Source organism: Pelosinus sp. IPA-1 (assembly GCF_030269905.1).
In the GTDB taxonomy this organism is placed as follows: domain Bacteria; phylum Bacillota; class Negativicutes; order DSM-13327; family DSM-13327; genus Pelosinus.
This window is the reverse complement of sequence record NZ_BSVC01000002.1, coordinates 124,341-147,003: the sequence shown is the minus strand read 5'-3', so window position 1 is coordinate 147,003 and position 22,663 is coordinate 124,341. Positions and strand designations below refer to the sequence as shown.

At 38.1% G+C, this 22,663-nt stretch carries 24 protein-coding genes; 4 read left to right on the top strand and 20 right to left on the bottom strand.

Annotated elements, in window-relative coordinates:
• Nucleotides 1–44: 44 nt before the first annotated feature.
• Both QSJ81_RS04345 and QSJ81_RS04340 read right to left on the bottom strand, forming a co-directional pair.
• Nucleotides 45–1,073 (bottom strand): mechanosensitive ion channel family protein, encoded by a 1,029-nt coding sequence (locus tag QSJ81_RS04345; protein ID WP_285716194.1) that lies wholly within the window; start codon nt 1,071–1,073, stop codon nt 45–47.
• 451 nt (nt 1,074–1,524) lie between these two features.
• Nucleotides 1,525–3,006, bottom strand: a complete 1,482-nt coding sequence (locus QSJ81_RS04340) for an Lsa family ABC-F type ribosomal protection protein (RefSeq protein WP_285716193.1) — start codon at nt 3,004–3,006, stop codon at nt 1,525–1,527.
• Between the two features lie 390 nt (nt 3,007–3,396).
• On the opposite strand from QSJ81_RS04340, the gene QSJ81_RS04335 reads away from it, so the two are divergent.
• Nucleotides 3,397–4,209, top strand: a complete 813-nt coding sequence (locus QSJ81_RS04335; protein WP_285716192.1) for an alpha/beta fold hydrolase — start codon at nt 3,397–3,399, stop codon at nt 4,207–4,209.
• A 197-nt stretch (nt 4,210–4,406) separates the two neighbouring features.
• On the opposite strand, the gene QSJ81_RS04330 is transcribed toward QSJ81_RS04335, so the two are convergent.
• Nucleotides 4,407–5,075 (bottom strand): nucleoside/nucleotide kinase family protein, encoded by a 669-nt coding sequence (locus tag QSJ81_RS04330; protein ID WP_285716191.1) that lies wholly within the window; start codon nt 5,073–5,075, stop codon nt 4,407–4,409.
• Nucleotides 5,076–5,491: 416 nt separating this feature from the next.
• Between QSJ81_RS04330 and QSJ81_RS04325 the strand changes: the two genes are divergently transcribed.
• A complete protein-coding gene (locus tag QSJ81_RS04325) occupies nt 5,492–5,923 on the top strand; it encodes an Lrp/AsnC family transcriptional regulator (RefSeq protein WP_285716190.1) in 432 nt (143 codons plus the stop codon).
• A gap of 33 nt (nt 5,924–5,956) precedes the next feature.
• Entirely contained in the window at nt 5,957–6,934 is a 978-nt protein-coding gene (locus QSJ81_RS04320) for an EamA family transporter (RefSeq protein ID WP_285716189.1), read from the top strand.
• 157 nt (nt 6,935–7,091) lie between these two features.
• On the opposite strand, the gene QSJ81_RS04315 is transcribed toward QSJ81_RS04320, so the two are convergent.
• The 14 genes from QSJ81_RS04315 to QSJ81_RS04250 form a co-directional block, all read right to left on the bottom strand.
• On the bottom strand, nt 7,092–7,577 hold the full coding sequence (locus QSJ81_RS04315; RefSeq protein WP_285716188.1) for a GNAT family N-acetyltransferase: 486 nt from the start codon (nt 7,575–7,577) through the stop codon (nt 7,092–7,094).
• Between the two features lie 38 nt (nt 7,578–7,615).
• On the bottom strand, nt 7,616–8,164 hold the full coding sequence (locus QSJ81_RS04310; protein WP_285716187.1) for a pentapeptide repeat-containing protein: 549 nt from the start codon (nt 8,162–8,164) through the stop codon (nt 7,616–7,618).
• A gap of 488 nt (nt 8,165–8,652) precedes the next feature.
• Nucleotides 8,653–8,919 carry a hypothetical protein gene (locus tag QSJ81_RS04305; protein WP_285716186.1) on the bottom strand — a complete coding sequence of 89 codons (267 nt, stop codon included), beginning with the start codon at nt 8,917–8,919 and terminating at the stop codon, nt 8,653–8,655.
• Nucleotides 8,920–9,121: 202 nt separating this feature from the next.
• A complete protein-coding gene (locus QSJ81_RS04300) occupies nt 9,122–10,915 on the bottom strand; it encodes a YcaO-like family protein (protein WP_285716185.1) in 1,794 nt (597 codons plus the stop codon).
• A gap of 311 nt (nt 10,916–11,226) precedes the next feature.
• Nucleotides 11,227–11,694, bottom strand: a complete 468-nt coding sequence (locus QSJ81_RS04295; RefSeq protein WP_285716184.1) for a GNAT family N-acetyltransferase — start codon at nt 11,692–11,694, stop codon at nt 11,227–11,229.
• 149 nt (nt 11,695–11,843) lie between these two features.
• Nucleotides 11,844–12,749 (bottom strand): D-isomer specific 2-hydroxyacid dehydrogenase family protein, encoded by a 906-nt coding sequence (locus tag QSJ81_RS04290; protein ID WP_285716183.1) that lies wholly within the window; start codon nt 12,747–12,749, stop codon nt 11,844–11,846.
• An 8-nt stretch (nt 12,750–12,757) separates the two neighbouring features.
• The gene (locus tag QSJ81_RS04285) at nt 12,758–13,543 is read right to left on the bottom strand and encodes an aspartate dehydrogenase domain-containing protein (protein ID WP_285716182.1); all 786 of its coding nucleotides are present in this window, start codon (nt 13,541–13,543) and stop codon (nt 12,758–12,760) included.
• Between the two features lie 290 nt (nt 13,544–13,833).
• A complete protein-coding gene (locus QSJ81_RS04280) occupies nt 13,834–15,246 on the bottom strand; it encodes an ATP-binding protein (protein ID WP_285716181.1) in 1,413 nt (470 codons plus the stop codon).
• A 207-nt stretch (nt 15,247–15,453) separates the two neighbouring features.
• Nucleotides 15,454–15,885, bottom strand: a complete 432-nt coding sequence (locus QSJ81_RS04275; RefSeq protein ID WP_285716180.1) for a C-GCAxxG-C-C family protein — start codon at nt 15,883–15,885, stop codon at nt 15,454–15,456.
• A 233-nt stretch (nt 15,886–16,118) separates the two neighbouring features.
• Entirely contained in the window at nt 16,119–16,679 is a 561-nt protein-coding gene (locus QSJ81_RS04270; RefSeq protein ID WP_285716179.1) for a CBO0543 family protein, read from the bottom strand.
• Between the two features lie 116 nt (nt 16,680–16,795).
• Nucleotides 16,796–17,242, bottom strand: coding sequence for a hypothetical protein (locus tag QSJ81_RS04265; RefSeq protein ID WP_285716178.1), 447 nt, complete (start codon nt 17,240–17,242; stop codon nt 16,796–16,798).
• 11 nt (nt 17,243–17,253) lie between these two features.
• Nucleotides 17,254–18,030 carry a hypothetical protein gene (locus tag QSJ81_RS04260; RefSeq protein WP_285716177.1) on the bottom strand — a complete coding sequence of 259 codons (777 nt, stop codon included), beginning with the start codon at nt 18,028–18,030 and terminating at the stop codon, nt 17,254–17,256.
• Nucleotides 18,031–18,268: 238 nt separating this feature from the next.
• Entirely contained in the window at nt 18,269–18,880 is a 612-nt protein-coding gene (locus QSJ81_RS04255; RefSeq protein ID WP_285716176.1) for a DJ-1/PfpI family protein, read from the bottom strand.
• 227 nt (nt 18,881–19,107) lie between these two features.
• Nucleotides 19,108–20,025, bottom strand: coding sequence for a VirK/YbjX family protein (locus QSJ81_RS04250; RefSeq protein ID WP_285716175.1), 918 nt, complete (start codon nt 20,023–20,025; stop codon nt 19,108–19,110).
• A gap of 345 nt (nt 20,026–20,370) precedes the next feature.
• Between QSJ81_RS04250 and QSJ81_RS04245 the strand changes: the two genes are divergently transcribed.
• Nucleotides 20,371–20,508, top strand: a complete 138-nt coding sequence (locus QSJ81_RS04245; protein ID WP_285716174.1) for a hypothetical protein — start codon at nt 20,371–20,373, stop codon at nt 20,506–20,508.
• Here the strand turns inward: QSJ81_RS04245 and QSJ81_RS04240 are convergent.
• The 3 genes from QSJ81_RS04240 to QSJ81_RS04230 form a co-directional block, all read right to left on the bottom strand.
• Nucleotides 20,505–21,104: a tetratricopeptide repeat protein gene (locus QSJ81_RS04240; protein WP_285716173.1), complete on the bottom strand. Its 600-nt coding sequence runs from the start codon at nt 21,102–21,104 to the stop codon at nt 20,505–20,507. The genes QSJ81_RS04245 and QSJ81_RS04240 overlap by 4 nt on opposite strands.
• 261 nt (nt 21,105–21,365) lie before the next feature.
• Nucleotides 21,366–21,914 (bottom strand): 2-oxoacid:ferredoxin oxidoreductase subunit gamma family protein, encoded by a 549-nt coding sequence (locus QSJ81_RS04235; protein WP_285716172.1) that lies wholly within the window; start codon nt 21,912–21,914, stop codon nt 21,366–21,368.
• 4 nt (nt 21,915–21,918) lie between these two features.
• Nucleotides 21,919–22,662, bottom strand: coding sequence for a thiamine pyrophosphate-dependent enzyme (locus QSJ81_RS04230; protein ID WP_285716171.1), 744 nt, complete (start codon nt 22,660–22,662; stop codon nt 21,919–21,921).
• Nucleotide 22,663: the final 1 nt, after the last annotated feature.

Below are 22,663 nucleotides of genomic sequence, written 5' to 3'. Positions count from 1 at the left end.
CAATCATTTCTTTTGCAGTAATATTTCCAAGACGACAAGTCGGTTCATTTTTGAATCGGAATTATTATTCCCTCCTGTTGGTAACGTTTATAAATTCTCTTGATGAATTCGTGGCGAACGAGGTGCTGATCCGTTACGGTCTTTACCCGAAGAATAACATTGAAATTAATACTGGCCCCACCGAAACTGCCATACCGGATAAAGGGTTCGAAATTTTTGATGCCTCCCTCAGTTTCTTGGAGAATTTCTTTTGCAACCGCGGCAGTAACTTCTTCTACATGATCCAAATCACTTTCATAACTGACTCCTATAGGGATTGAGATAGAACATTCAGCAAAGGGCTGGGCATAATTGGTGATTATGGCGGAAGCGATTGTTTTGTTGGGTACGACAGCCATGTTCTCAGTAGGGGTTTTTATTGTGGTATTGCGCCAATTCATGTCTACCACATGGCCCTCTTCGCCGCTTGATAGCCTAACGAAGTCACCCATCTTGATTTGTTTGGACACTAGAATGTTGATGCCAGAAAATAAATTCGCCAACGTGTCCTGCAATGCCAAAGCTGTAGCCAAACCGCCAACACCCAAAGCAGTGATCAACGGAGATATCGAAACTCCAAAAGATTCAAGCAAAATCAATATGCCGATGGCATAAACGGTCAAATCGATTGCCGTGACTATGATCGAAGTGGAAGCGAAGTTTTTGGATGTTTTTCCGAGCTTGTGTTTAAGATATCCAGAGCCCAAATGGGCGACCATAAGGGTCACGGACAGAATGGTAATAGAATGGAACAAGCCCTGAACAAAGAGTAGCGGCCTCGGCGGAATTGTTAGGATTTCCATGACAGCGTAAAGGCCAATGAGAATGCCTAGCAAGGTAGGTATTCCCCTAAATGTTTGCTCTAGCAGAGGATAAGAAATTTTTGTTCTGTTTGCAATTATTTTGAGGAGTTTAGAAAATACCAACCGTAGTATGATAATGCCTAACGCTAAACTAATGAAGAAAACTACCAAATGCATTTTGAATCCGCCATTTATAATTCTGTTTCCTATTTCAGTAAAAAATTCGAACATTGTTTCCTCCCATAATATAGAAAATTAACTTTACATAATATATATTATTCGTTAAGTACCCCTTTTTTCCCTGCTATTGTATGGTTTGATTATCCTGGAAATATGAACATAATCAAAATTAGTCCTTAAAAAGATACTTCTTTATTAGAACGTTATGGTGAAAACAGGCACAACTATATATTACAGAGACTCAATCAATTTTATTTCCACAAGAATTATACATGAAAATTATGTCAGATTTATGACAAATAAAGAACTCGCTACCGAAGGAGCGGTTCATAGTAATCGGCATGCCCATTGAATTAATTAAGGATTTATTACTATTACATAATTAATCCAATTTCCAACAAGTCAATTCTGCCCCTCCAAAAATATCCCCCTAAAATATGAACTCCTGCAAAGCTAAGTTGCTTTACAGGAGTAGATCAGATAAACCTGGAGACGGCACAATTCATGAAAGTTCAAAAATCTTTGTTGCTATATTTTGGCAAAATTCAGTGTCATGTTCCACAAATAGAATCGTTGGTGAGTATTCAAGTAGTAATTCTTCTATTTGCATGCGAGAGATCACATCGATAAAATTAAGTGGCTCATCCCAGATAAGCAAATGAGCTTTCTCAGAAAGACTTTTTGCAATCAGCACTTTTTTCTTTTGTCCACCGCTAAAATCAGACATATCCTTTTCAAATTGAACTCTTGAAAAATCAAGTTTTCTTAAAATAGCCTTAAAAAGACTTTCATCAATATTATTCTCTATGGCATAATCGGTTAAGTTACCCCTGAGATGAGAAGTCTCCTGGGAAACATAGGATATTTTAAGTTGACTTGCTTTTCGGAAAGTGCCTGTATAGGTGATGTTCTCTCCACAAATCAGCTTAATAATGCTTGATTTTCCTGAGCCATTTTTACCGTAAAGCGCTACTCTATCCCCTTTTTCAATTGTGAAACTTACGTTCTCACAAGCTGTCTTTTTGCCATAGAATATAGATATATCTACAAGTTCTACAAGGCGGTCTGCATGAAAGTTAAGTTGAGAAATTTTCAATTTCTCAGAGCTTTCAATATTTTTGAGAAGCTTAGATTTGTCATCAATCGCAGATTGTTGTCTTGCTTCGATTGCCTTAGAACGTTTCATCATCTTGGCAGCTTTATGACCGACATACCCTCGATCTATACTTGACCCAGAATTCGTTGTACCTATTTTTGTCTTTTCTACTTTATCCGACCAATCGGATGTACGTTTTGCAGCGGATGACAAGCGTGTAATATCTTTTCGGAGTTTTTCATTTTCTGCTAGTTCAAAATTGTCCTGCCTTTTTTTATTTTCCCACCAAGAAGAAAAATCCCCTTTTTGAATTTCAATATTTGTTTTGTTAATGGAAAGGATATGGTCAACACAGTTATCAAGAAATGCTCTGTCATGGGACACTAAAATAAAACCACGTTTAGAGCTAAGATAGTCGCTGACAATTTTTCTTGCATTCATATCAAGGTGGTTCGTCGGCTCATCAATCAGCAGGAAGCTATTTTCTTTCAGGAACAAAGTAGCAAGCAAAACCTTTGTTTGCTCTCCCTTTGAAAGGGTATCAAATGGACGATATAAAACGTCCTCTGAAACTTGCAGCAGTGAAAGCTCACGCATAACCTTCCAAAGAAGGTAGTCTGGATAGATGTTGTCAATTACATCAATAGTGTTATTTTCCGTGTTAGTTACCTCGAAAGGAAAATATTCGAAGTTCACTTTTGTCGAAATCGTACCACTGTATTCATATTTACCAAGCAACAAGTTGAGAAATGAAGTTTTGCCTCTACCATTTCTGCCTGTGAAGCCTAATTTCCAATCTGTATCGATTTGAAAACTCACGTTTTCAAATATGTTATCATAACTGCCATCATAACCAAAAGTCAGATTTGTAACGCTTATTAAAGACATAATTATCCTCCTGTATATAAAATATAAAGCTGCAAGAAAGTCAATTCTTGCAGCTCATAAATACAGCAAAGCCAAGCCCAATAATTGGGCATGACGAGAATATATTCTTGAGTGAAAAGAATTGTAACTTTCTTGCATTAACATAACAAAACAAGCAGCATTTTACGCTCCATCATTTTATTATGCTGTATAATAGCAAGAAAAATTACATTTCTTCCACTCCAATCACTTTATTTGCGATCATTATATCATAGTGCTTTTCAAAATTCAATAAACATAAACACTTGGGGATAATTACAAGCTTTTCTTTGCGTTCTATTTGAGAGTATCACTCTATCAGCGCTAACTGCATAACATATTGTGTAAAAATTTTATAAAGGAGGGCTGTATTTGGGATTCTATATTAAAGTAGAACCAGGCGTAAGTATTTATGTAGAAGACCTTAACCCTGAGGGCGAGAAAACAATTGTATTTATACACGGTTGGCCGGCAAATCATAAGATGTTTGAATACCAGTTCGATCAACTGCCGAAATGGGGATATCGCTGTATAGGAATTGACTCTCGAGGATTTGGTAATTCCGATAAGCCTTGGAGAGGCTATGACTACGATACGTCAGCAGATGATATTCGATGTGTGGTGGAAGCACTCAATTTGCAAGATTTCACCCTAGGAGGTCATTCCACGGGAGGAGCGATTGCTGTTCGTTACATGGCTCGCCACAAGGGATATGGGGTATCTAAGCTTGCCCTTTTTGCAGCTGCAGCTCCCAGTCTTATTCAGCGTCCATATTTTCCTCATGGTCTAAAAAAAGATGATGTGATTAAAATCATTCAAGGAACTAATAATGACCGTCCAGAAATGTTGCGGGGATTTGGTGACATGTTTTTCTTCCAGCATGTAACTCAGGCCTTCTCAGATTGGTTCTTCCAAATGGGCCTTCAGGCAGCAGGTTGGTCCACCGCAGCAGTTGCTGCCTCTTGGATAAAGGAAGAACTATTTTCCGATCTTGGAGAAATACAAGTTCCCACTTTAATTTTGCATGGTATCCATGACAAAGTTTGTTTATTCCCATTGGCTATTGCACAGAATGAAGGAATTAGAAACTCCAAGCTCGTTCCCTTTAAATACAGCGGCCACGGATTATTCTATGATGAGCGCGATAAATTCAACAAAGAATTGGCACAATTTATTGAGGAATAACGTTCTCAGCAGCTAATACTTAACTCGAACTTAAATCATAAACAACAAACTAAGACCCTCGCTGACTAGCGAGGGTCTTAGTTTGTGATCTAAAAGTGCTCTTTTTGAAATATCACAGGAACGTCAGGCCTTTAGTAAAAAGTGACCTCACCTTTCACAATATCGTACTACAACATCTTTCAAAGCAGCCACTATAATCAAATTTCCTCAATAGTTGCTACCGCAATTACTTTCGTAGCTTTTTGTCGAGTCTGAATAATCAATTCTGCATTAGGTGCATCCGTAGAGTTAATTTTATTTAATGCTTCTTCAACAGAACGCCCCGTAAGTACATGCCGAGTAATAAGACGCTCTTTTGTTGTAGTAAGCGGCGTCTCAATAAACCAGCTTTCATTAAACAAGCCCCCAAGTTCATTCCAAGGGTAAGTATCTAATAGTAAGTAATTACCTTCAACAATTATAATTTTATGTTTACTCTCAATGACTATTGAACGCTCAACTGGATTATGAAGACGTCTATCATAAGATGGACAATATATTTTCTCTTGTTTTTCCGATGCTATTTCCTTTATCAACATTACGAATCTCTGAGAATCAAATGTTTGAGGTATTCCTTTTAGTGGTAGTAAGCCTTTTTCCACTAATCTGTCATTGTGATAATGATACCCATCCATTGGGACCACGATTGCAATCTCTTCTTGTAAGACTTCATTCGTATTTTTCATTAGCAAATTTGCCAACGTGCTTTTTCCTGCGCCTGGAACCCCTGTAATAGCTAGTAAAAATCGTTTTTTTTGACTATTAGCATACGTTTTTATTAGTAGATTTGTTAGCATCGTCAAATCCGCATTATTAATAAATTCCACTCTATGGGCCCCCTCTTAAAATCACGGGCACGCTTCTTTTGAATCGCTCCCATCATACAATCAATTAGTCATAAGCTTTTCTTGAAAACAGCATCTTATGTTTCTATTCTATTTACTATTATAATACAAAATTCCTGCAAAGCTAGGCTACCTTGCTGTGAGAATCACAGGGACGTTTCTTTCGATTGAACTCCAATCTCTTGGTCCATGTATAATGTTTGCGATTATGTCTATTCATTTTTTGGGGAATATTTTACTTAGAGTACTATTTTTGGGGGCTCACTCCATTGTCTCAGAATATTATTCTTTAAACATCATTTATTTCAGAATAATATTCTTCTTATTAAGTTTTATACAGAATTATATTGTTTACATTAGACTATTCCTAGAATTATAATTATCTTGAGGTGAAAATATTGGACAATATAGATAAAAAAATCCTTACTTTACTACAAAATAACGCACGAATCTCGAATGCAGATATAGCTCGCGAAGTGAAGCTTGCTCCTTCAGTTACTTTAACTCGTATCCGCAAACTAGAGGAAAAGGGAGTTATAGCAAGTTATGAAGCTAAGCTAAACCCTCACGAACTCGGCTTGGATATGCTAGCATTTGTCTTAATTAAAGTATCAGGAGACAAAGACATTGAAGGCTTATTAGTTGATATTCCAGGTGTCCAGGAAGTTCATAATGTTGCTGGTGACGATTGTTACCTTATCAAGATCAGGACTCGTAACACAGAATCCCTTAGCTTATTATTAAAAGAAAAAGTCCGCGGAGAGTCAATATCAACAAAGACAATCATTGTTCTAAATACACTAAAAGAAACTACACAACTACTATTTTAATTTAAACTATTATTGAAAATGGAGGTTCTGAAAATGAATATGTCAAATCGTATCTCATATCCAATTGTGTTGGCCTTACTAGCAGTTTATTTTCCCTGGGGCGGAACTTATTTAGCGATGAAATTTGCAGTCGAAACCTTACCTCCGTTTTTATTGGCAGGTATTCGTTTTTTAATTGCTGGCTCTTTAATGTACCTGTGGGAAGCTTCGAGAGGAACGAAAACTCCCGGAAAAATTCATTGGCGCAATGCCACGATAATTGGAGGGTTAATGCTTTTAGGTGGTAATTCCTTAGTCGTTTTCGCTGAACAAATGGTCTCTTCAGGAATTGCAGCGATAATCATTGCTACCGTACCTTTATGGATGACCTTATTGGCTTGGTTATGGCAAGGTGACACAAAACCTAATAGTTATGTGGTATTCGGTTTATTATTGGGATTGTTAGGCCAAATATTACTTGTTAGCAATTCTTTTCAGTCTGTCAGCTACAATCCCTCACAAACTTCTGGATATCTAATCCTAACATTTGCATCATTATTCTGGGCAATAGGTTCTTTATATTCACGTAAAGCACAATTGCCAAAATCTGCGATAATGTCGATAGCCATTCAAAATTTAATGGGTGGATTGCTTTGCCTAATCGTTGGAATCTCATTGGGTGAATTAAGTCAATTACATATTGAGCATGTATCAACGCGTTCGATACTGTCATTAGTGTACTTAATTTTTTTCGGGTCTATTATTGGGTTTAGTGCTTATATCTGGGTTCTTAAGAAAGCGGAGCCAGCTATTGTTTCAACCTACGCTTATGTCAATCCCGTGGTTGCCGTTTTTCTGGGTTGGATATTTGCAAATGAACAATTAAATTCTACAGATGCTATCGCAGCATTTATTATATTAGTATCTGTGCTATTAATTACCAAAAACTCTACCTCCAAAAAGATAGACACTCCTCTTAAAAAGGGGCAAAATACTTGCTCACTTTCGGGACTAGATGGAGACGGAATATAAAAACAGAAAAAAATGGAAATTTCTTTTGGAATTTTTTGAAGATATAAAAAGAAGAAAAAGAGTCTAGAACTACCATCACTAGAGGGTTCTAGACTCTTTTCCGTTTATATGTAATATATCATTCTAAGTTGTTTACAATTTCTTTGAAAAAAATGATCTATATGTCCAACTCATATAGTGACACTGTTCTTCCTTCAATACTGGATGGTGATTCGCCTAAATAATAAGCCCCTAATTTGTCGTAAAAACCTTTGGCATTTGGATCAGAAAAAATTTTAACTTTATTAATATTCATTTCACCACATTTTAGTTTGAGAATATCTACTAACTTTGTCCCGATACCTTTTCCTATGTACTCTGGCAAAATAAAAATATGCTCCAGCCAAAATCCCTTACTAACGAATACCTTACCTGCCCAAAAATCGCTTTTTATTTCTACTAGTGAGAAATAGCCTACAATTCGCCCATTCGCCTCCGCTACGTAAACTCTGTTATTTTTTATATAGGCAGGTGTTATCGTTAATTCATCTTTCCAGTTATCAAAATATTGATCAGGATAATTCCAATGCCTCTTTGATGCAAAAGATATCTGTGTCAAAATCTCGCTATCACTTACCAATGCTTCCCGAATGGCGATTTGCATTAACTCCCTCCCCCAAAATAAAACTGAATCCAATCAATCTATTCGTTGATAATCAAACCAAATAGTTTTGAGAAGCCTACTGCTTGTTGTGGAGAAATGATACACCCTTGCACATCCTCTATGGTAACACCAATCTGTCCAAACTCACAGCTGCTTAAATCAATGCCTGCTAATTTTGTACCCGATAATTGAATCTGTTCTAAACTTGAATTGGAAAAATACACCTTGAGTAGTGTGGATCTATAAAAATCGGCATTGGCTAATGAACTGTTATGAAACTTTACTTGTTTGCAATCTACATTACGAAAGTTAGCATAATCCCCATAGCAGTTATCAAATAACACATTGCGCAATGTTGCTCCCATTAAATTTATTCCTACAATCTTACAATTTCGCATTTCGACTTGATGCATAATGGCTTCACTAAAGTCTACATTTGATAAATCACATTTTTCAAAAATAACATCAGTACATTCCAATCCGCTAAAATCAACTTTTTGGAAAATTACATTCTTAAATATGACCTTATCAAAACACACATGTGCTGCCGTTTCATTTTCAACTATATGATTACTGATTATCCCCATTTCGAAATAGTCTTCATTACAAATTTTTCCATCCGGAAATATAACCTCGCCTAATTCTTCCGGGATATCTGGTGATAAAATCTTAGAGTTTGTTTGTAGCTTTTTAATAGGACTAACCTCCTCAGAGTATTTATAAATTACATCTGTTATTATGACTCACTCTATCTAAATAGCACTATAAATGACATCGAATAGTTGTATTGTCTCATCATTACTTTATTTATCAAACACACGAAAACTCCTGCCAAATTTCACAAAAATCAGGCTCGAGTCTACATCTCCATTAACGGAGCAGAAGAAACGAACCGCCCCCGTATCTTATGTGTAACATCTATAACTATCAATTCATATTATGTTACTAGACACCCCATTATTGGTTAGGAGGCGTATTTTATGGGTCGTAGAAAATCTAAATCCTACATGGACTCCTGCAAATCTATGTCCTGCATGGATTCTTGTAAATCCATGGACTCCTGTAAATCTATGTCCTACATGGATTCTTGTAAATCAATGGACTCCTGTAAATCTATGTCCTGCATGGATTCTTGTGAACCAATGGACTCCTGTAAATCTATGTCTTGTATGGATTCTTGTAAGTCAATGGACTCCTGTAAATCCATGTCCTGCATGGATTCTTGTAAGTCAATGGACTCCTGTAAATCCATGTCCTGCATGGATTCTTGTAAGTCAATGGACTCCTGTAAATCCATGTCCTGCATGGATTCTTGTAAATCAATGGACTCCTGTAAATCCATGTCCTACATGGATTCTTGCCAAACGATGGATTACATGCAATCTATGAAATGTATGAACTGCATGAAAGCAATGAGTTGCATGAACTGTATGGCCATGGCTAGATAAACTACCAGCAAATAGGCAGTGTGCTAATAAGCCCATAGACGATCTCAAAATTCAACTTCATGAGATCGAGCTATGGGCTTATTTTGCCTTGAGAGATTATGGTAATGCCAATCTCGATAATGTTGCCTGATCTATCGAATTTTCAGCATATTGTTCCTTAATCGTTTTGTATACCTTTTCATGTTCGACATACGAGCAGCTTTCGCTATATTCACATTTTTCGCACTGCCAGCACGGAAGATAGTCCAATAAATTGGAAATTCGATCCTCAATACCGAATTCGCTAATTACCCCTTGAACCATAGGCATAGGATAAAATTTACTTAGAAGGCTGACAATATCTCCTTCCTCTATTCCATCGGCAAGGGCGCCAAAATAGTCTCGTACACACTTATAAAATTTGAATAATCCCCCGTCAATCACTCCCGGTTGCATACGCCTTGCAAAGTTAAGAAACCTGTCAAATGCATAATAGGCATTAGTAAAATCGCCTTTCCAATAGTGCAGTGCGCCCAAAAACAAATCTATTTTCACATAATACCAGGGAAGAGGTTTCTTGATTGTCAGATTCAATATATTAGCAATCGAACTGCCGCTATGGTAATTAATTTTGCTAAAAAACTCAATCATCTCATCAGCCTCTATAACCGTTATTTCTGGTAAATTTCTGATATACCCTTTCACTTTGTTGTATTGCACGTATTCATCTGTAGGTTTTAGATCAAAAAATTGTTCAATTTCACTCATACCAGGGACTATGACATGAAAACTGGGAAAACCTAAAAAAGAATTATCACGGACAAAAATTTGATGACCATAACCTTCGATTATATTAAATAAATATTCAAGTAACTGTTTGTTGTTATACGCTTCCACATCAGCAAATTCAGTAAAATCATAACTATACTTTGAAGCAAAAAATCGTGATGAATAGTATCCAGACCCATTTACCAAAATACCCAGTACGTTTTCATGTTCTTCATCCACTGGACTTCTGTAGGAAAACTCTTTCATTCCCATCATATCACGGACTTCCTGTCCCTGTAGCAGCTCTGTCAAAGTCCTTTCAGCCGCGATGGCAAATATGGGGTGAGAACCAAACTTTACAAAATATCTTTGGTCATCTTTGTTGATAAAAATTACACCTACTACAGGAAGCCCTCGCCCGAGGGAGCAGTCTTTCATAATTACATCAAAGTTTCCGCTTTTTTCGATTTCTTGAATCATGCGATAAATGCTGGGGTATCGTTGTATATATTCTAGTGGAATGTTAGGTGGAGTAATTTTGTCAACTAGTATGCGCATGTTGACGTAACGTTCTAATACCTCCGATAGTCCCTGAACCAATGCCTCTTCTGGTGTATTACCAGCACACATTCCATTGGACATATACATTTTTGAAACCATCTTTATTGGTATGTGAGATATATGTCCGCTGCTGATATTAAGATATGGTAAGGCAATAAAGTCTGATGGAACTTTCTCGTAAGAAACTTGCTGCCACTTTCTAAGCACTTCTTGCACATCAATATCCATAGGCATTTTATTAATTTGAATGCTGGACCACTCCTCACCGCTGGTAAGGAAATCATCCATACTAATCCTCTGCTCATCCGGAGCATAATAAAACCCCTGATACCGAAGAGCACCTTCCTTTAAATCATAATTAAGCCGAAAGAATGCCTGATTTTGAAGCCGTTCCATAAATTCTGCGTAAGCACTTGCTAAAGCGTATTCGTATGTTGTACCTTTTCCATTTGTAGCAAGATTTGTGTTCCTAATCGTAACCGTGACGGAGTAGAACCCATCCGCTGAGTTCTTCCATCCAGTTTCAACTGTAAGAATATTTAAGCTCGTTAGTATATTTCGTATCTTAGTTATTGTTTTCAACGGGAACTCATCCTTGTATTTACAAGCACTTAAATTCATAAATTTACACCTCTTCTTGTTACTCACACTCCAGTTTAATTATATTCTTGATCACCCCATGTGGTTCCAATTTAAAATGCAACTTTATCAGGCACATGTAGGAACTTCAATACCATAAATGTAAAAAAGGCTTTAACCCTTATTACACAAGGATTAAACCTTTTCGCTATTACCAATAATATCTTTTCCTCCGATTCATCTTAAATAATCATTAGAAATTAAAACGATAGCCCGCCCCAAGGGTGTTTATAAATTTAACTTAAATATCAATACTACCGGGTCATAAACTTTTTATATTTGCCTTCCAAAATCATGTCAATATGGGGAATATCATCATCTAAATAAACCTCCGATACGGCTTTAAAACCAAAAGAAGCATAAAAATTCTGCAGATAAGCTTGTGCCTGGATTTTAATAACCTTTTCATGCAATTGTGTTTGCATAAAATAAAGCGCTCTTTTAATTAACTCTTGGGCAATACCTTGGTTTCTATATTCTTTTTGAACAAATACTCGCCCAAAAGAAGCTTGGGGATACGCTAACCCACAGGAAAAAATCCTTAAATACGCAACAATTTCTTCCCCTTCTTCTTTAAACAGATGATATGCCACCTGATCTTTTCCATCAAGTTCAGAATAAAAACATTTTTGTTCTATAACAAAAACACTCATTCTTGCTTGTAAAATTTTGTATAATTCATCAATCGAAAGATCCTCAAATCTTTTTAATTTCCAACTCATACAACTACTCCTATTTCCTCACATTGAAAAGTTTTTCTAATATTTCATTTCTTTTTATTTACCATGAGAATACAAAACTCCTGCAAAGCTAATCTTGCAGGAGTTTATCGTTGCACATTGTTTTGGACACTTCTTATTTAGACATACGTTTATAGATTATTTTCATTTAGAAATGTTTCGATATTTTTCAATACTTTTTCGCTGAGGCGGTCAAATGCCTGGCTGGTAAGGCCAGATGACTTGTTCATGCAATTTACATGGGGGCTGGCAAGAAGTCTGCCGGTATCATCCCCAAGAGCGGCTGCAGTATCGCAGAAGAATTCGTTATTACCATACTCAAGCCACTTGATAAGGGCAGAGATATCGTGGGACGGGCCGATGGAAGTGTTGAACATTATTTTGTGATTGCCAAGCCATTCAAATTGTTCATCATGGAATAAGATAACATTTTTATTAAGGCAACTGCAAACAACATCAACTATATTCAACAGTTCTTTCAACGGTCGGTATTTGATATTTTTTGCTTCCTGTTCCGGCCTGCGGGTGCGGCTGAAATAATATAAATCAGCTCCTAGTGCCTGAAGACCGGCAGCAATCAACTGACCGGAAGTTCCGAGTCCAACTATACCGATTTTTAAATCGGTAAGCTCTACCGGCATTTCCTGCCACTGTTTATCACCGAAACCGTGGAGATAGCGGATGAGTTCACTGGCTATGTATTCGACAACGCCCTGGTCACCGTAATCGCGAACGCCGTACACTGTGATACCGCTGGCACGGGCAGTGCGAATATCTACATTGGCGCTTGCTTCGGAATATAGGCTACAACACATTCCGATATAACGGATATTGGGGCAGGCATCAAATACCCTCTTTTCTATACGGCTGGTATAACTGACCAGTACGGCATCAGCATCGCCAATTCGACGGATTATTTCCGCATCGTCCTTTGGAACATCATCAAACAACACTACTTCTTTTGCATAATTATGAAGTTTCTGCTTCGCTGATGGAATCAGATTTACCGGTTCTATGGCAACTAATTTTTTAAACATAATACCTCCTAAAATACAATCGGCGCTACGGCATTTTGCAAAACTTCTATTACACTCCAGGCAGCAATAGCGCTGGTGCGGGAATAGATGTTGAGCTCGGCGCGTACTTCTTCGCCTTTTATTTCAATCTTATATTCATCGCCTTTAAAGCCTGGCACAGCTTTGATATTCATGGTTGTATTTTCTGGACCAGCGCTGGCAAGAGCGGTAGCGATTGCCACGTTCACCTTAGTTGGCAGTATTGCTATTGCTTCCTTGGTTGTGCCGCTGAATACCTGCTTCGCTACTGTGATGTCCATTAATTCATCAGTGAAAAGCGGTGTATTTTTAAACCCAGCCGGTGCTTTCTGTGAGGCGATAGAAGCTGTAATCGGGCTCATCAGCGCGGCTGTACGCAGAATGTCAAAGCCGCCTACGGCACCGCTGGCGATGTATACGCGGCGCTTCTTCTGAGAGGCAGTATTTTTTATGCGCTCGTAAAATTCATTGTCAGCAAAGGCGCCGATTGACAGCACAACGAAGTTTGAGCCGCCGTTCAAGATTGCTTCAGTGTAGTCCTGTACGGCTTTTACTGATGCAGCTTCAGCCGTAAAATCTGGCTTCATCGCCATAAGTTCATCAATATCTGCACAGGCCTTGCAGTCGTGGCGTTCAGCGAATGCTTTTGCAAGACCCCAGTCTCTCCCCAGAACAGCAATGAGTTCATATTCCGGCAAATAGCCATCCTTCAATGAATTAGCTACTATTTCATTAAGATTGCCGCAGCCAATGAGTGCTAATTTAATTTTTCCCATGGTATACCTCTTTTCAAGTTTATTAAAATCACGAGGACGGTCCGCTGGTCTAATCGTTTTTCTTGTCTCGTGCCAACAATATAACAATAAGCTTTTCTTTCAAAAAACAGTCTATATTTCTATTCTATTTACCATTAAAATACAAAACTCCTGCAAGGGCTGCTTTGCAGGAGTTTGTCTTTATCATTGGATGTTTGACACAGCGTTAACAACTGTATCAAGATAGAGTGATGAAATACTCGTTATTATCTAATATTTTAATCGCCAATTAATCACCAACTAATCGCCAGTTAATCGCCAACTTCATTTAATTTGTAGTGGCTGCTACGCCCTTTTCCATAGTTCTTTAAGACACCTTTTTCCATTAAATCTTTAAACGTAACACGCGCAGATTCATCTGATTGTCCCGTTATCTGGCGATAATCTTTGTTGGTGATTTTGCCGTTTTCCTTAACAAAAACAATTACTTTTTTTTGCTGCTCCGTTAATTCTACATCAAGTATCCGTTTTTCTTGAAAGAGACCTTTATGCAAAGTAATTGCAAATCGCGTGGAAGAAGCTTCAAATTCAGGTTCAAGCAATCCCTGATCACGAAAAGCCGTTCGGAGCCGCGTTATGCCAGTACCCCACTTTTCGATAAGATTAGCATAATAAACTACTTGAGCAAGCAAAGGATTTCGTGGTACAGACGGATGTTCATCTTTTTTTAAATCTTCAATCGTCAGCCCTTCTGGTAAGCCACCAGGATTAGTAATAACTACGCGGTCATCAAATACACGAATATGAATGTTTTCCATACTCATATAATCTCTATGTACCAAGGCATTCATCACGGCTTCACGCAAACCATCAATGGGATAATCCCAGATTTCTCGTCGTTGAACCGTTGCTAAACCAGCAGTCTTTTGGATTTCTTTTGGTATCTCATAGCGCACCTGAATATATTGCATCAGTTGTTTCATAACACTGTCAACTTGCTGCCACAAATTACCTTCTACTATTTTATCATCAACCATCGTTACAGCATCTTTAAATCTCCCGATACGTACCAGCGTATTCGGAAAATATAACTGCGGATTTATGGTGAATAAGAAAACTGCTGCCCGGGTTAGCTTACCGTCCACAATTAGCCTTAATTTTTCTAACATATTTCTTGTTTCTTCTTCAGTTGAAATCGAAGGCAGACGATTTCGAGCCAACTTGACAAACGTTTCTATCGCATTATCATCAATATCTGTTTTATATTCATCAATTAAAGAATCCCAAGATGTTCCCAAACGTTCTAGTAAAAAATTCCCCAGATCGCTTGGTAAAATTTCACGAGAGCTATTGCCAACCCGACGATAGTAACGTCCTAAAAACGGCATGGGAATAGGAGCAACTGGCATTTTTATCAAGAGGATTTCGCTATCTTCAGTTGCCGAGATACGTTGAATCTCCTGTGGGTGAATCCTAAGTACATCATGAATTTTACCAACAATTTGCTCTAACTCCCTATCCGATACTTTCCATCTTCCTAACTGATGATCATCTGTCACTCCAACAAGAAGCAATCCACCTCTGGTATTTGCAAATGCGGACAATGCTTTTAAACCACTGTTATCTTCCCACTTCTCTTTGAACTCAATGGTTTCGCTTTCACGCATCTGCAAAAATTCTTGGATATTCTGATTCTCAACCATTTGATAGCTTTCTTGTGACATAATACTCTCCTTTCTTGCTATTAGTATAAGTCCAAATTATACTATCATTCATCACACAGAAAACCTTATCAATGTTTTTTTGCAAAATAGACATTTTTTATTGAGATATACAAAAAGATAGCTCCTACCAGTTAAATAAACTGATAGGAGCTCATTACCGCTACAATGGTAATGGTTTTCAATATACTTCCTTTTACTTCAAGATACTTAAAGTAACTCCTCCAATATTATGGAGGCATCCTTTACTAATCCCCTACATTTACCAATTAATTTATTATTTTTAAAGTAATCCTGGCCTTCGGGTAAACCAAGGTCACAACCTAGTAACTGCTGACAATTTACATCTCCATGCCTTTCCTTAAATCGCTGCGCGAAGTCTTGAACAAGAGCATAAGTTCTTTCTTTTGCGACCTTTTCATCTTCACAGTCGTTTTTGAGTCCCAAGACAATATATGCACCAGTTACGGCTCCACATGTTTGACAAGTACGAGCCATGCCACCACCAAAAGAACGCGCTAAACGTAGTGCAGTTTTTTCGTCAATGCCAAACTGTTTTCCGTATACCGTCAATATTGCCTGAGAACATGAGTAACCTTCCGAGAATTTTCTTACCGCTTCATCAACTAACGAATTTACCATACTCATTCTCCTTACAATCATCTTGTTTTCTCTAATGCCCACAGAATCCAGAAAAATTACAAGGACAGATCCTACTCCTATATTTCTATTTACCATTAAAATACAAAACTCCTGCAAAGCTAGGCTGCTTTGCAGGAGTTTATCGTATATATATTTTTTTGATCAGCTCTTCTTATTCGGAGTATGATATGATTTTCCTCCAGTATTTCGTGATTGATAATCAGGTTAGGATTTTACATCATATGCTGGCGGTTTATTGCAAAAACTTTTTCAACTATCCACCTATGACTGATAGCAATTAATATGTAAATCGGAAAGGAATAATAATACTGCCACTTTAGTACTTTGTACATACCTAAGTACGCTAGGGCAGGTTCAGCAACAAAAGAAAAGAGTGCTGCCATGATAGCCATTGCCATTATATAGGAACGCCACGGGCGAAAATATTGGTAAATTAGCATATAGGTTACTGGTATTACTGCATAGTTTATAGGAACCAATTGGGGGTAAACGGGCAGTAACTTATATGGATAGTACCACAGAATCAAATCAGTCCCTAGGTCATCCATCCATGAGGAGGTCGCAAGAACAAAAGTACCTAGCAAAACAATCGCTGGAAAGCGTTTCTTATCTACAACAAACCACCATAAAATCCAAGGAGTAATGAACAATGTCACAAGGAGCCACCATTGCCAGGTAAATACGGAATCCTGAAGCCACTGTTGCATTCTCATTTCAGTAAAAACAGATTGTGTTTGAATTATTTTGACTGCTGAATCAGGTATGTTTATCATAGCTTATAGTGCCTCCTCATTCCAAAATCTAACTAAACTGGAATCATTCAATACTAGGAAGTAAAAAACCATATCGACAGTTTGACCATAATGATTCATAGTTTTTCACATACCTATTACTTTCTGCCAACTCCAATTGCCAGGTGATTGAATAATACGGTTTCCACGGTTTCAACCTCATCCGGCTTACAGTCCACGATTAGAACGACCTCGGTGTTGCAGCGGAAGCTCTCCTTCAAGCTGTTTTTGTAGAGGAAATATTTTATGATGAATCCCAACGCAATCCCGCCCAAAAAGGACAGCAAACCCCATATTATTGGTCCCCACTTCCACATGAATCCCCACATGACACCCAGCGTCATAAAAATGGTTGCCAAAATAGCGGGCAAGTCAAACATGCTCTGTCCGTCAGCCCGATGGAGTGTATCGAAGAGCCTTCGTTCTTTCACCATCTTATTTAATGGTATAGCGCATATCCGTTTTTTTTCTATCCCTTTTTGTTCTAGATCGGTAATGGCAAGTTCCAGGAAATTAGAGTGTTCAAACGACGCAACGACGTGCATAATCAGCCCTCCTACTTAGGCATGTTATAGTCTGGAGTTTGATACTCCCGAATCAGGTATTGAGCCTGTTCCCGTTCAAACAACCGATTATACTCTACAGCATTAACATAAACATCGTACACGGCAAATCCGAGCAACGAAGGCATATAAATAAACCATTCAGGATCTAGAACCATCTTAGCCTGCTCAAATTCTCCCAAAACGGTAAATTGAGCTGCCTGAAGCAGATGGGAGAAGTAGACCATTGCTATCCACCAGATTAATATAAAAAACCCAGTTGGTATCCGGTGGGTATAAAGATGTCCAAGGCCTGGCGTAAGAGCGGTCCACAAGACACTAACCCAGGGGCTACGTTTTTCTAAAATATTAATTTCGAAAAAGGACATATATGCTGCGTCAATCGGAGAATGATTCCGGTCAGCCAAAATAGATAATTTATTTAAATCAACCGTCAATCGATAACTTGACCAAATGCAAAAAACCCAAACTGGAGCGTACAGGACAAGCCATCTATTGTTCACAACCTCTTTTGCCATATCATAACGACCGGTAAAACTGTATAATATGGCAAGATTAACATTCGCCTGCGTATTGACTAACATCTCCCAGCCAAACATCAAAAAGCCAATTACGTAATTACCGAGGCTTACATGGCCAAACCCCGGAAAGGCGGCAGACCACCAGGCCATTACATATGGGTTTCGTAAATGCACAAAATTAGTGGCTATAGAAGACGCTGCAGCTTTTGGACGGCGCTGCTTTGGCGATTGGGGTATGCCAAACCTCATCCCAGCACCTCCTCCTTCCATCAGAATATGTAAACACTCACTCGGCTTATAATTCCATTTTATTGGCCATTTCATCCAAGTAAATTTGTTCCAGCCCAATAGTAAGACAAAACAGTAAATGAAAGAAGACTCACCAAGTTGATGAGTCTTCTTTTATGAAAGGATATTCGTATTGAGAAACTCCCAGCCACAACCTTGAAAATCCGATCATTTAAATACTATATGAAGTTAAATTTAACTATTTGTTTCCATCATTTCTATAAGCAGCACTTTCATACTCCATAATATCAATCGCATGTGAAACGACTTTTTCACCAAATATCCTTAACACAATGTGTAACGCTGCATCAATACCAGCAGAGATTCCCGCAGAAGTGACGATCTTCCCAGTATCAACATAGCGACTCTTCTGAACGACATTAATAGATAAATCGATTTCAGATAGTTTGTCATAAAAGTAATGATGGGTAGTAGCCTCCAAGCCTTTAAGCAAACCTGCTTTGGCAAGCAACATCGCCCCATTACATACAGAAAAAGTGATTTCTGTATGCCGATTTTGGCTTTCAATCCATTTCGAGATGGTTTTACTAGAAACAAGCTCCGGTCGAATATCTCCCCCAGGTATCACGAGTACATCTGTCTGTGGGCAATCAGAAAAATCGTAATCGGCTTTTACGATCAGTCCATTGCTAGTGCGAATCTCTCCCTTTTGTTCACTCACTGTAAAAACATCAAAATACTGTTGTGGTGCCATAAGATTTGCAGCCGTAAATACTTCATATGGCCCAGCAAAATCCATTAATTCTACACCATTAAATAAGAAAATACCTACCCTTTTAATTAGTCCCATTGTAACCTCCCGAATCTCGTTTTTAACCTCGTGCACGTGATATTTCTATTACAACATGCAAACTGGTCTTAGAAAAGGTCCAGATTTCATTCTCTTAACATAGCCAGTTTTCGAAATGCCTGTAAATCTCATGGATGGCCCTTTTGTATGCAAAAAAATAAGGCCATGATATGCATGGCACAAATTTAAAATCCGTATATTCTCTAATGAAGGGAACTCTAAGTTATTCAGACTATGTCAGTAGCTGCTTGCGGTATTTGATGCGGTTCTAAGGATTTTATAATCGTTTCCTCAATTGTATCTAGCATAGCAAACCTATTTCGATAGAGCTTTCGTTTAGAACATTTAACTTCCTCTAACTTTTTTCGCGGCTCAGTCATAGGGATTTCATAAAAACGCGGATCATCGCATTTTCTCCCTCCTATTTCTTCCCAAAAAACATCTAACGAAGTTTTCAACTTACGATCAATGCGAATATGATTATTAGCATAAAATCCATAATTCGATACTGTATAGATTCGATCAATTCCTATCTGACCGGCAACTACCCGCAATGCCTGAATTATGAAATTTTTAGGCCGAAGTCCGTAAAAATGTTTTGTCAAATCCCGCGCAGTATCTAATCCTCCCCTCGATCCCTGTATAGCGCCGATCCTCAGCCCCATTTCGTCATTTTCGTCTGAAGAAACCCAAAAGATGATCTGATAAATCATTTTTTCTCCAAGCTCAAGTGTAATTCCCATTAACCCTTCTTTGTTATGCCCCTCATTAAATTGCAACTTCAATGATAAAGTTTCATCCCTATAATTATCACGCCATAGCGTAATGCCTTCTCCAATATATAGATGTTGCAACGCCGCTTGCGTAAATTTAGCCTCAAGGAAGACAAAGTGCTTTTTTATTAAAGCCACTCTTTCGGCAAAAATGGATTGGCGATAGAAAATACTGCGTGTTACTTGCTCAAAAATAAAGGGGTTGGCTGCAATGATATCCTGCCGTATGGAATTTAGTTGAAAAAATTGCCTGATGTCCTGCATTTGCTTATGATTGAGTAGCGACCTGGCAATAAATACTGCCATACGCCGATAAGCACTAAACGTATTGTTATCATAGATCTTTGCACCTAACTGAACATAGACTTGCATGGATTGGCCCCCCTTTTTCATTAAATAATCATTACTTTATAAATAGCTTATTAAAATCAATTGGATATTTTTTTATTTGAACCAGTTATAGTATTTTTATGAACGATCCTTTTTGCTAATTCAGTGTAGCAAACTAAACTGAAAATTTGATGAAAGGATACCGTAAAGACTCCCAGGAACGGTTCTTTCGAGTCAGTCCTACCTTTTGTTAAACGTTATCAATCATTATAAACTTTCACAATCTTTACGTAACTTTTTTCTTTCAATTAAAAATATAATAGGCTCCACCAATTGGTGGAGCCTATTATATTTTTACAATACCAGCTTAGATAAAATGGGGAAAATTTGCTAATTTATAAAATCATTATGTCGCAAAAAAATAAAGCCATGATGATAATCATGGCACAAATTCAAAATCGTCTATTTTCTAATGCAGGGAATCCTAAATTATCAGATAGTAAAGTAGCTGGTTTGCGGTATTAGATTGTACCACCAAGTTCCTTTATTCGCTGTTTCGCTTTTTCTACATTAGGATCTTCAGAAGGTGTATAACGTATAAATAAGTTATAAGCCTCTAACGCCTCGGAGTCATGTCCTGATTTTTTACAAATCGTTGCCTTATTAAAATAAGAATCCGCATCTTGTGGATTTAATTCAATGGCTTTCATATAATCCGCTAACGCTAAGTCGGATTTACCTTTATTATCATAAATAACTCCCCGATTAGCATAAGCATCAGCACCCTGTGGATTTAACTCAATGGCCTTGGTATAATCTAGAATCGCTAGGTCATATTCGCCTTTGTTATCATAAATAACGCCTCGGTTAGTATAAGTATCGGCATCTAGCGGATCTAACTCAATTGCTTTTGTATAATCTATAATCGCTAGATCATATTCGCCTTTAATATCATAAATAACCCCACGATTAATGAAAGCATCCGGATCTTGGGGATTTAACTCAATCGCCTTAGTATACGCGAAAATGGCATTATCGTAATCCTCTTTAATATCATAATCATACCCTTTATTAAACCATTGAATAGCAGTCAAAGAATGCTCATCTTCATTCGCAATCATATCAATATACTCCTTTTCCTATACAAAATGTTTACTAAAAGTATATCATCTACACATTGATAGTGCCAGCTTATACCAGTACGAAAATAATATCCCCCTAGCTACATTTAACATACATTATTATTGACTATTCATAGATTTTCACTCGGTAGCAATTTGCTAATTTTAATATTGGTCGATACTTAGCAAAAAACAAATTCCTGCAAGGCTGGGCTGCTTTGCAGGAGTTTGCCGTTATATTATTATTTGTTTATAAGACGATTATTCAATACCAATGTTCTCTACTGCTTTGTAGCCTCTTATCATGGCTTCTTTATTTAGCTCCACAATCTGAGGTTTAGAGGCGAACTTTTTAGCAAAAGCAGTAACAGCCGCTTCCATTGTGGCGGCATTCGTAGCGGCTAGCAGGGCCCCTAAAGCGACCACATTGATCACCTTAGGGCTGCCTAGTTCTGTCGCAATATCATTTATGGGTACATTATAAACATGAATATCAGAACGCTGAACAGGTTTATCAATGAGTGAACTATTAATAATGAGAACGCCCTTGCTCTGTACTGTTTGTTCAAATCGATCAAGAGAGGGTAAATTTAAGACCACTGCGGCCGTCGGTTCAGTAACCATCGGCGCACCTATGGATCTTTCATCAATAATGACGGAGCAATTTGCGGTCCCCCCCCTCATTTCAGGACCATAAGAAGGCATCCAAGACACATGCTTACCTTCCAGCATCCCTGCATAAGTTAACAACTGGCCCATAACCATAACCCCTTGACCGCCAAAGCCTGAAATAATAATTTCGTGTCGCATCTTCTCACCCCTGAACATTTTTATAAACATTGAGCGGAAATTGTGGAATCATATTTTCCTTCAGCCACTTTTTGGCATCTACAGGGGATTTACCCCAGTTAGTTGGACAAGTAGCCAAAACCTCTACCATGGCAAACCCTTCTCCGCGAATTTGTACTTGGAAGGCTGTTTTAATTGCAGTCTTAGCCTTCGCCATATTGGCAGGATCATTGACACAAACACGGGCAATAAACTTTGCCCCATCAAGAGTTGCTAACATTTCAGACAAACGTATAGGCCAACCAGCCGAGGAGCTTTGACGTCCATAAGGACTGGTAGCCGTTACTTGATCTACTAATGTAGTCGGTGCTAATTGACCACCAGTCATGCCATAAATAGCATTATTCACAAATATTGCTGTTATTTTCTCGCCCCGGGCAGCCGCATGGATCATTTCTGCTGTGCCAATGGCTGCAGCATCGCCGTCTCCTTGGTAAGTAAACACGACTTTATCTGGATGTACCCGTTTTATCCCGGTGGCCACTGCTGGCGCACGGCCATGAGCCGCTTGCTGAGTGTCCACATTAAAATAATTATATGCCAAAACCGAACACCCTACTGGTACCACACCGATTGCTGTCTTCTGTATTTCTAATTCATCAATCACTTCAGCTACCAAACGATGGATAATTCCATGCTGGCAACCTGGGCAATAATGAGTTGCTACATCAACTAGAGATTGAGGTCTTGCAAACAACTTCTCCACCATG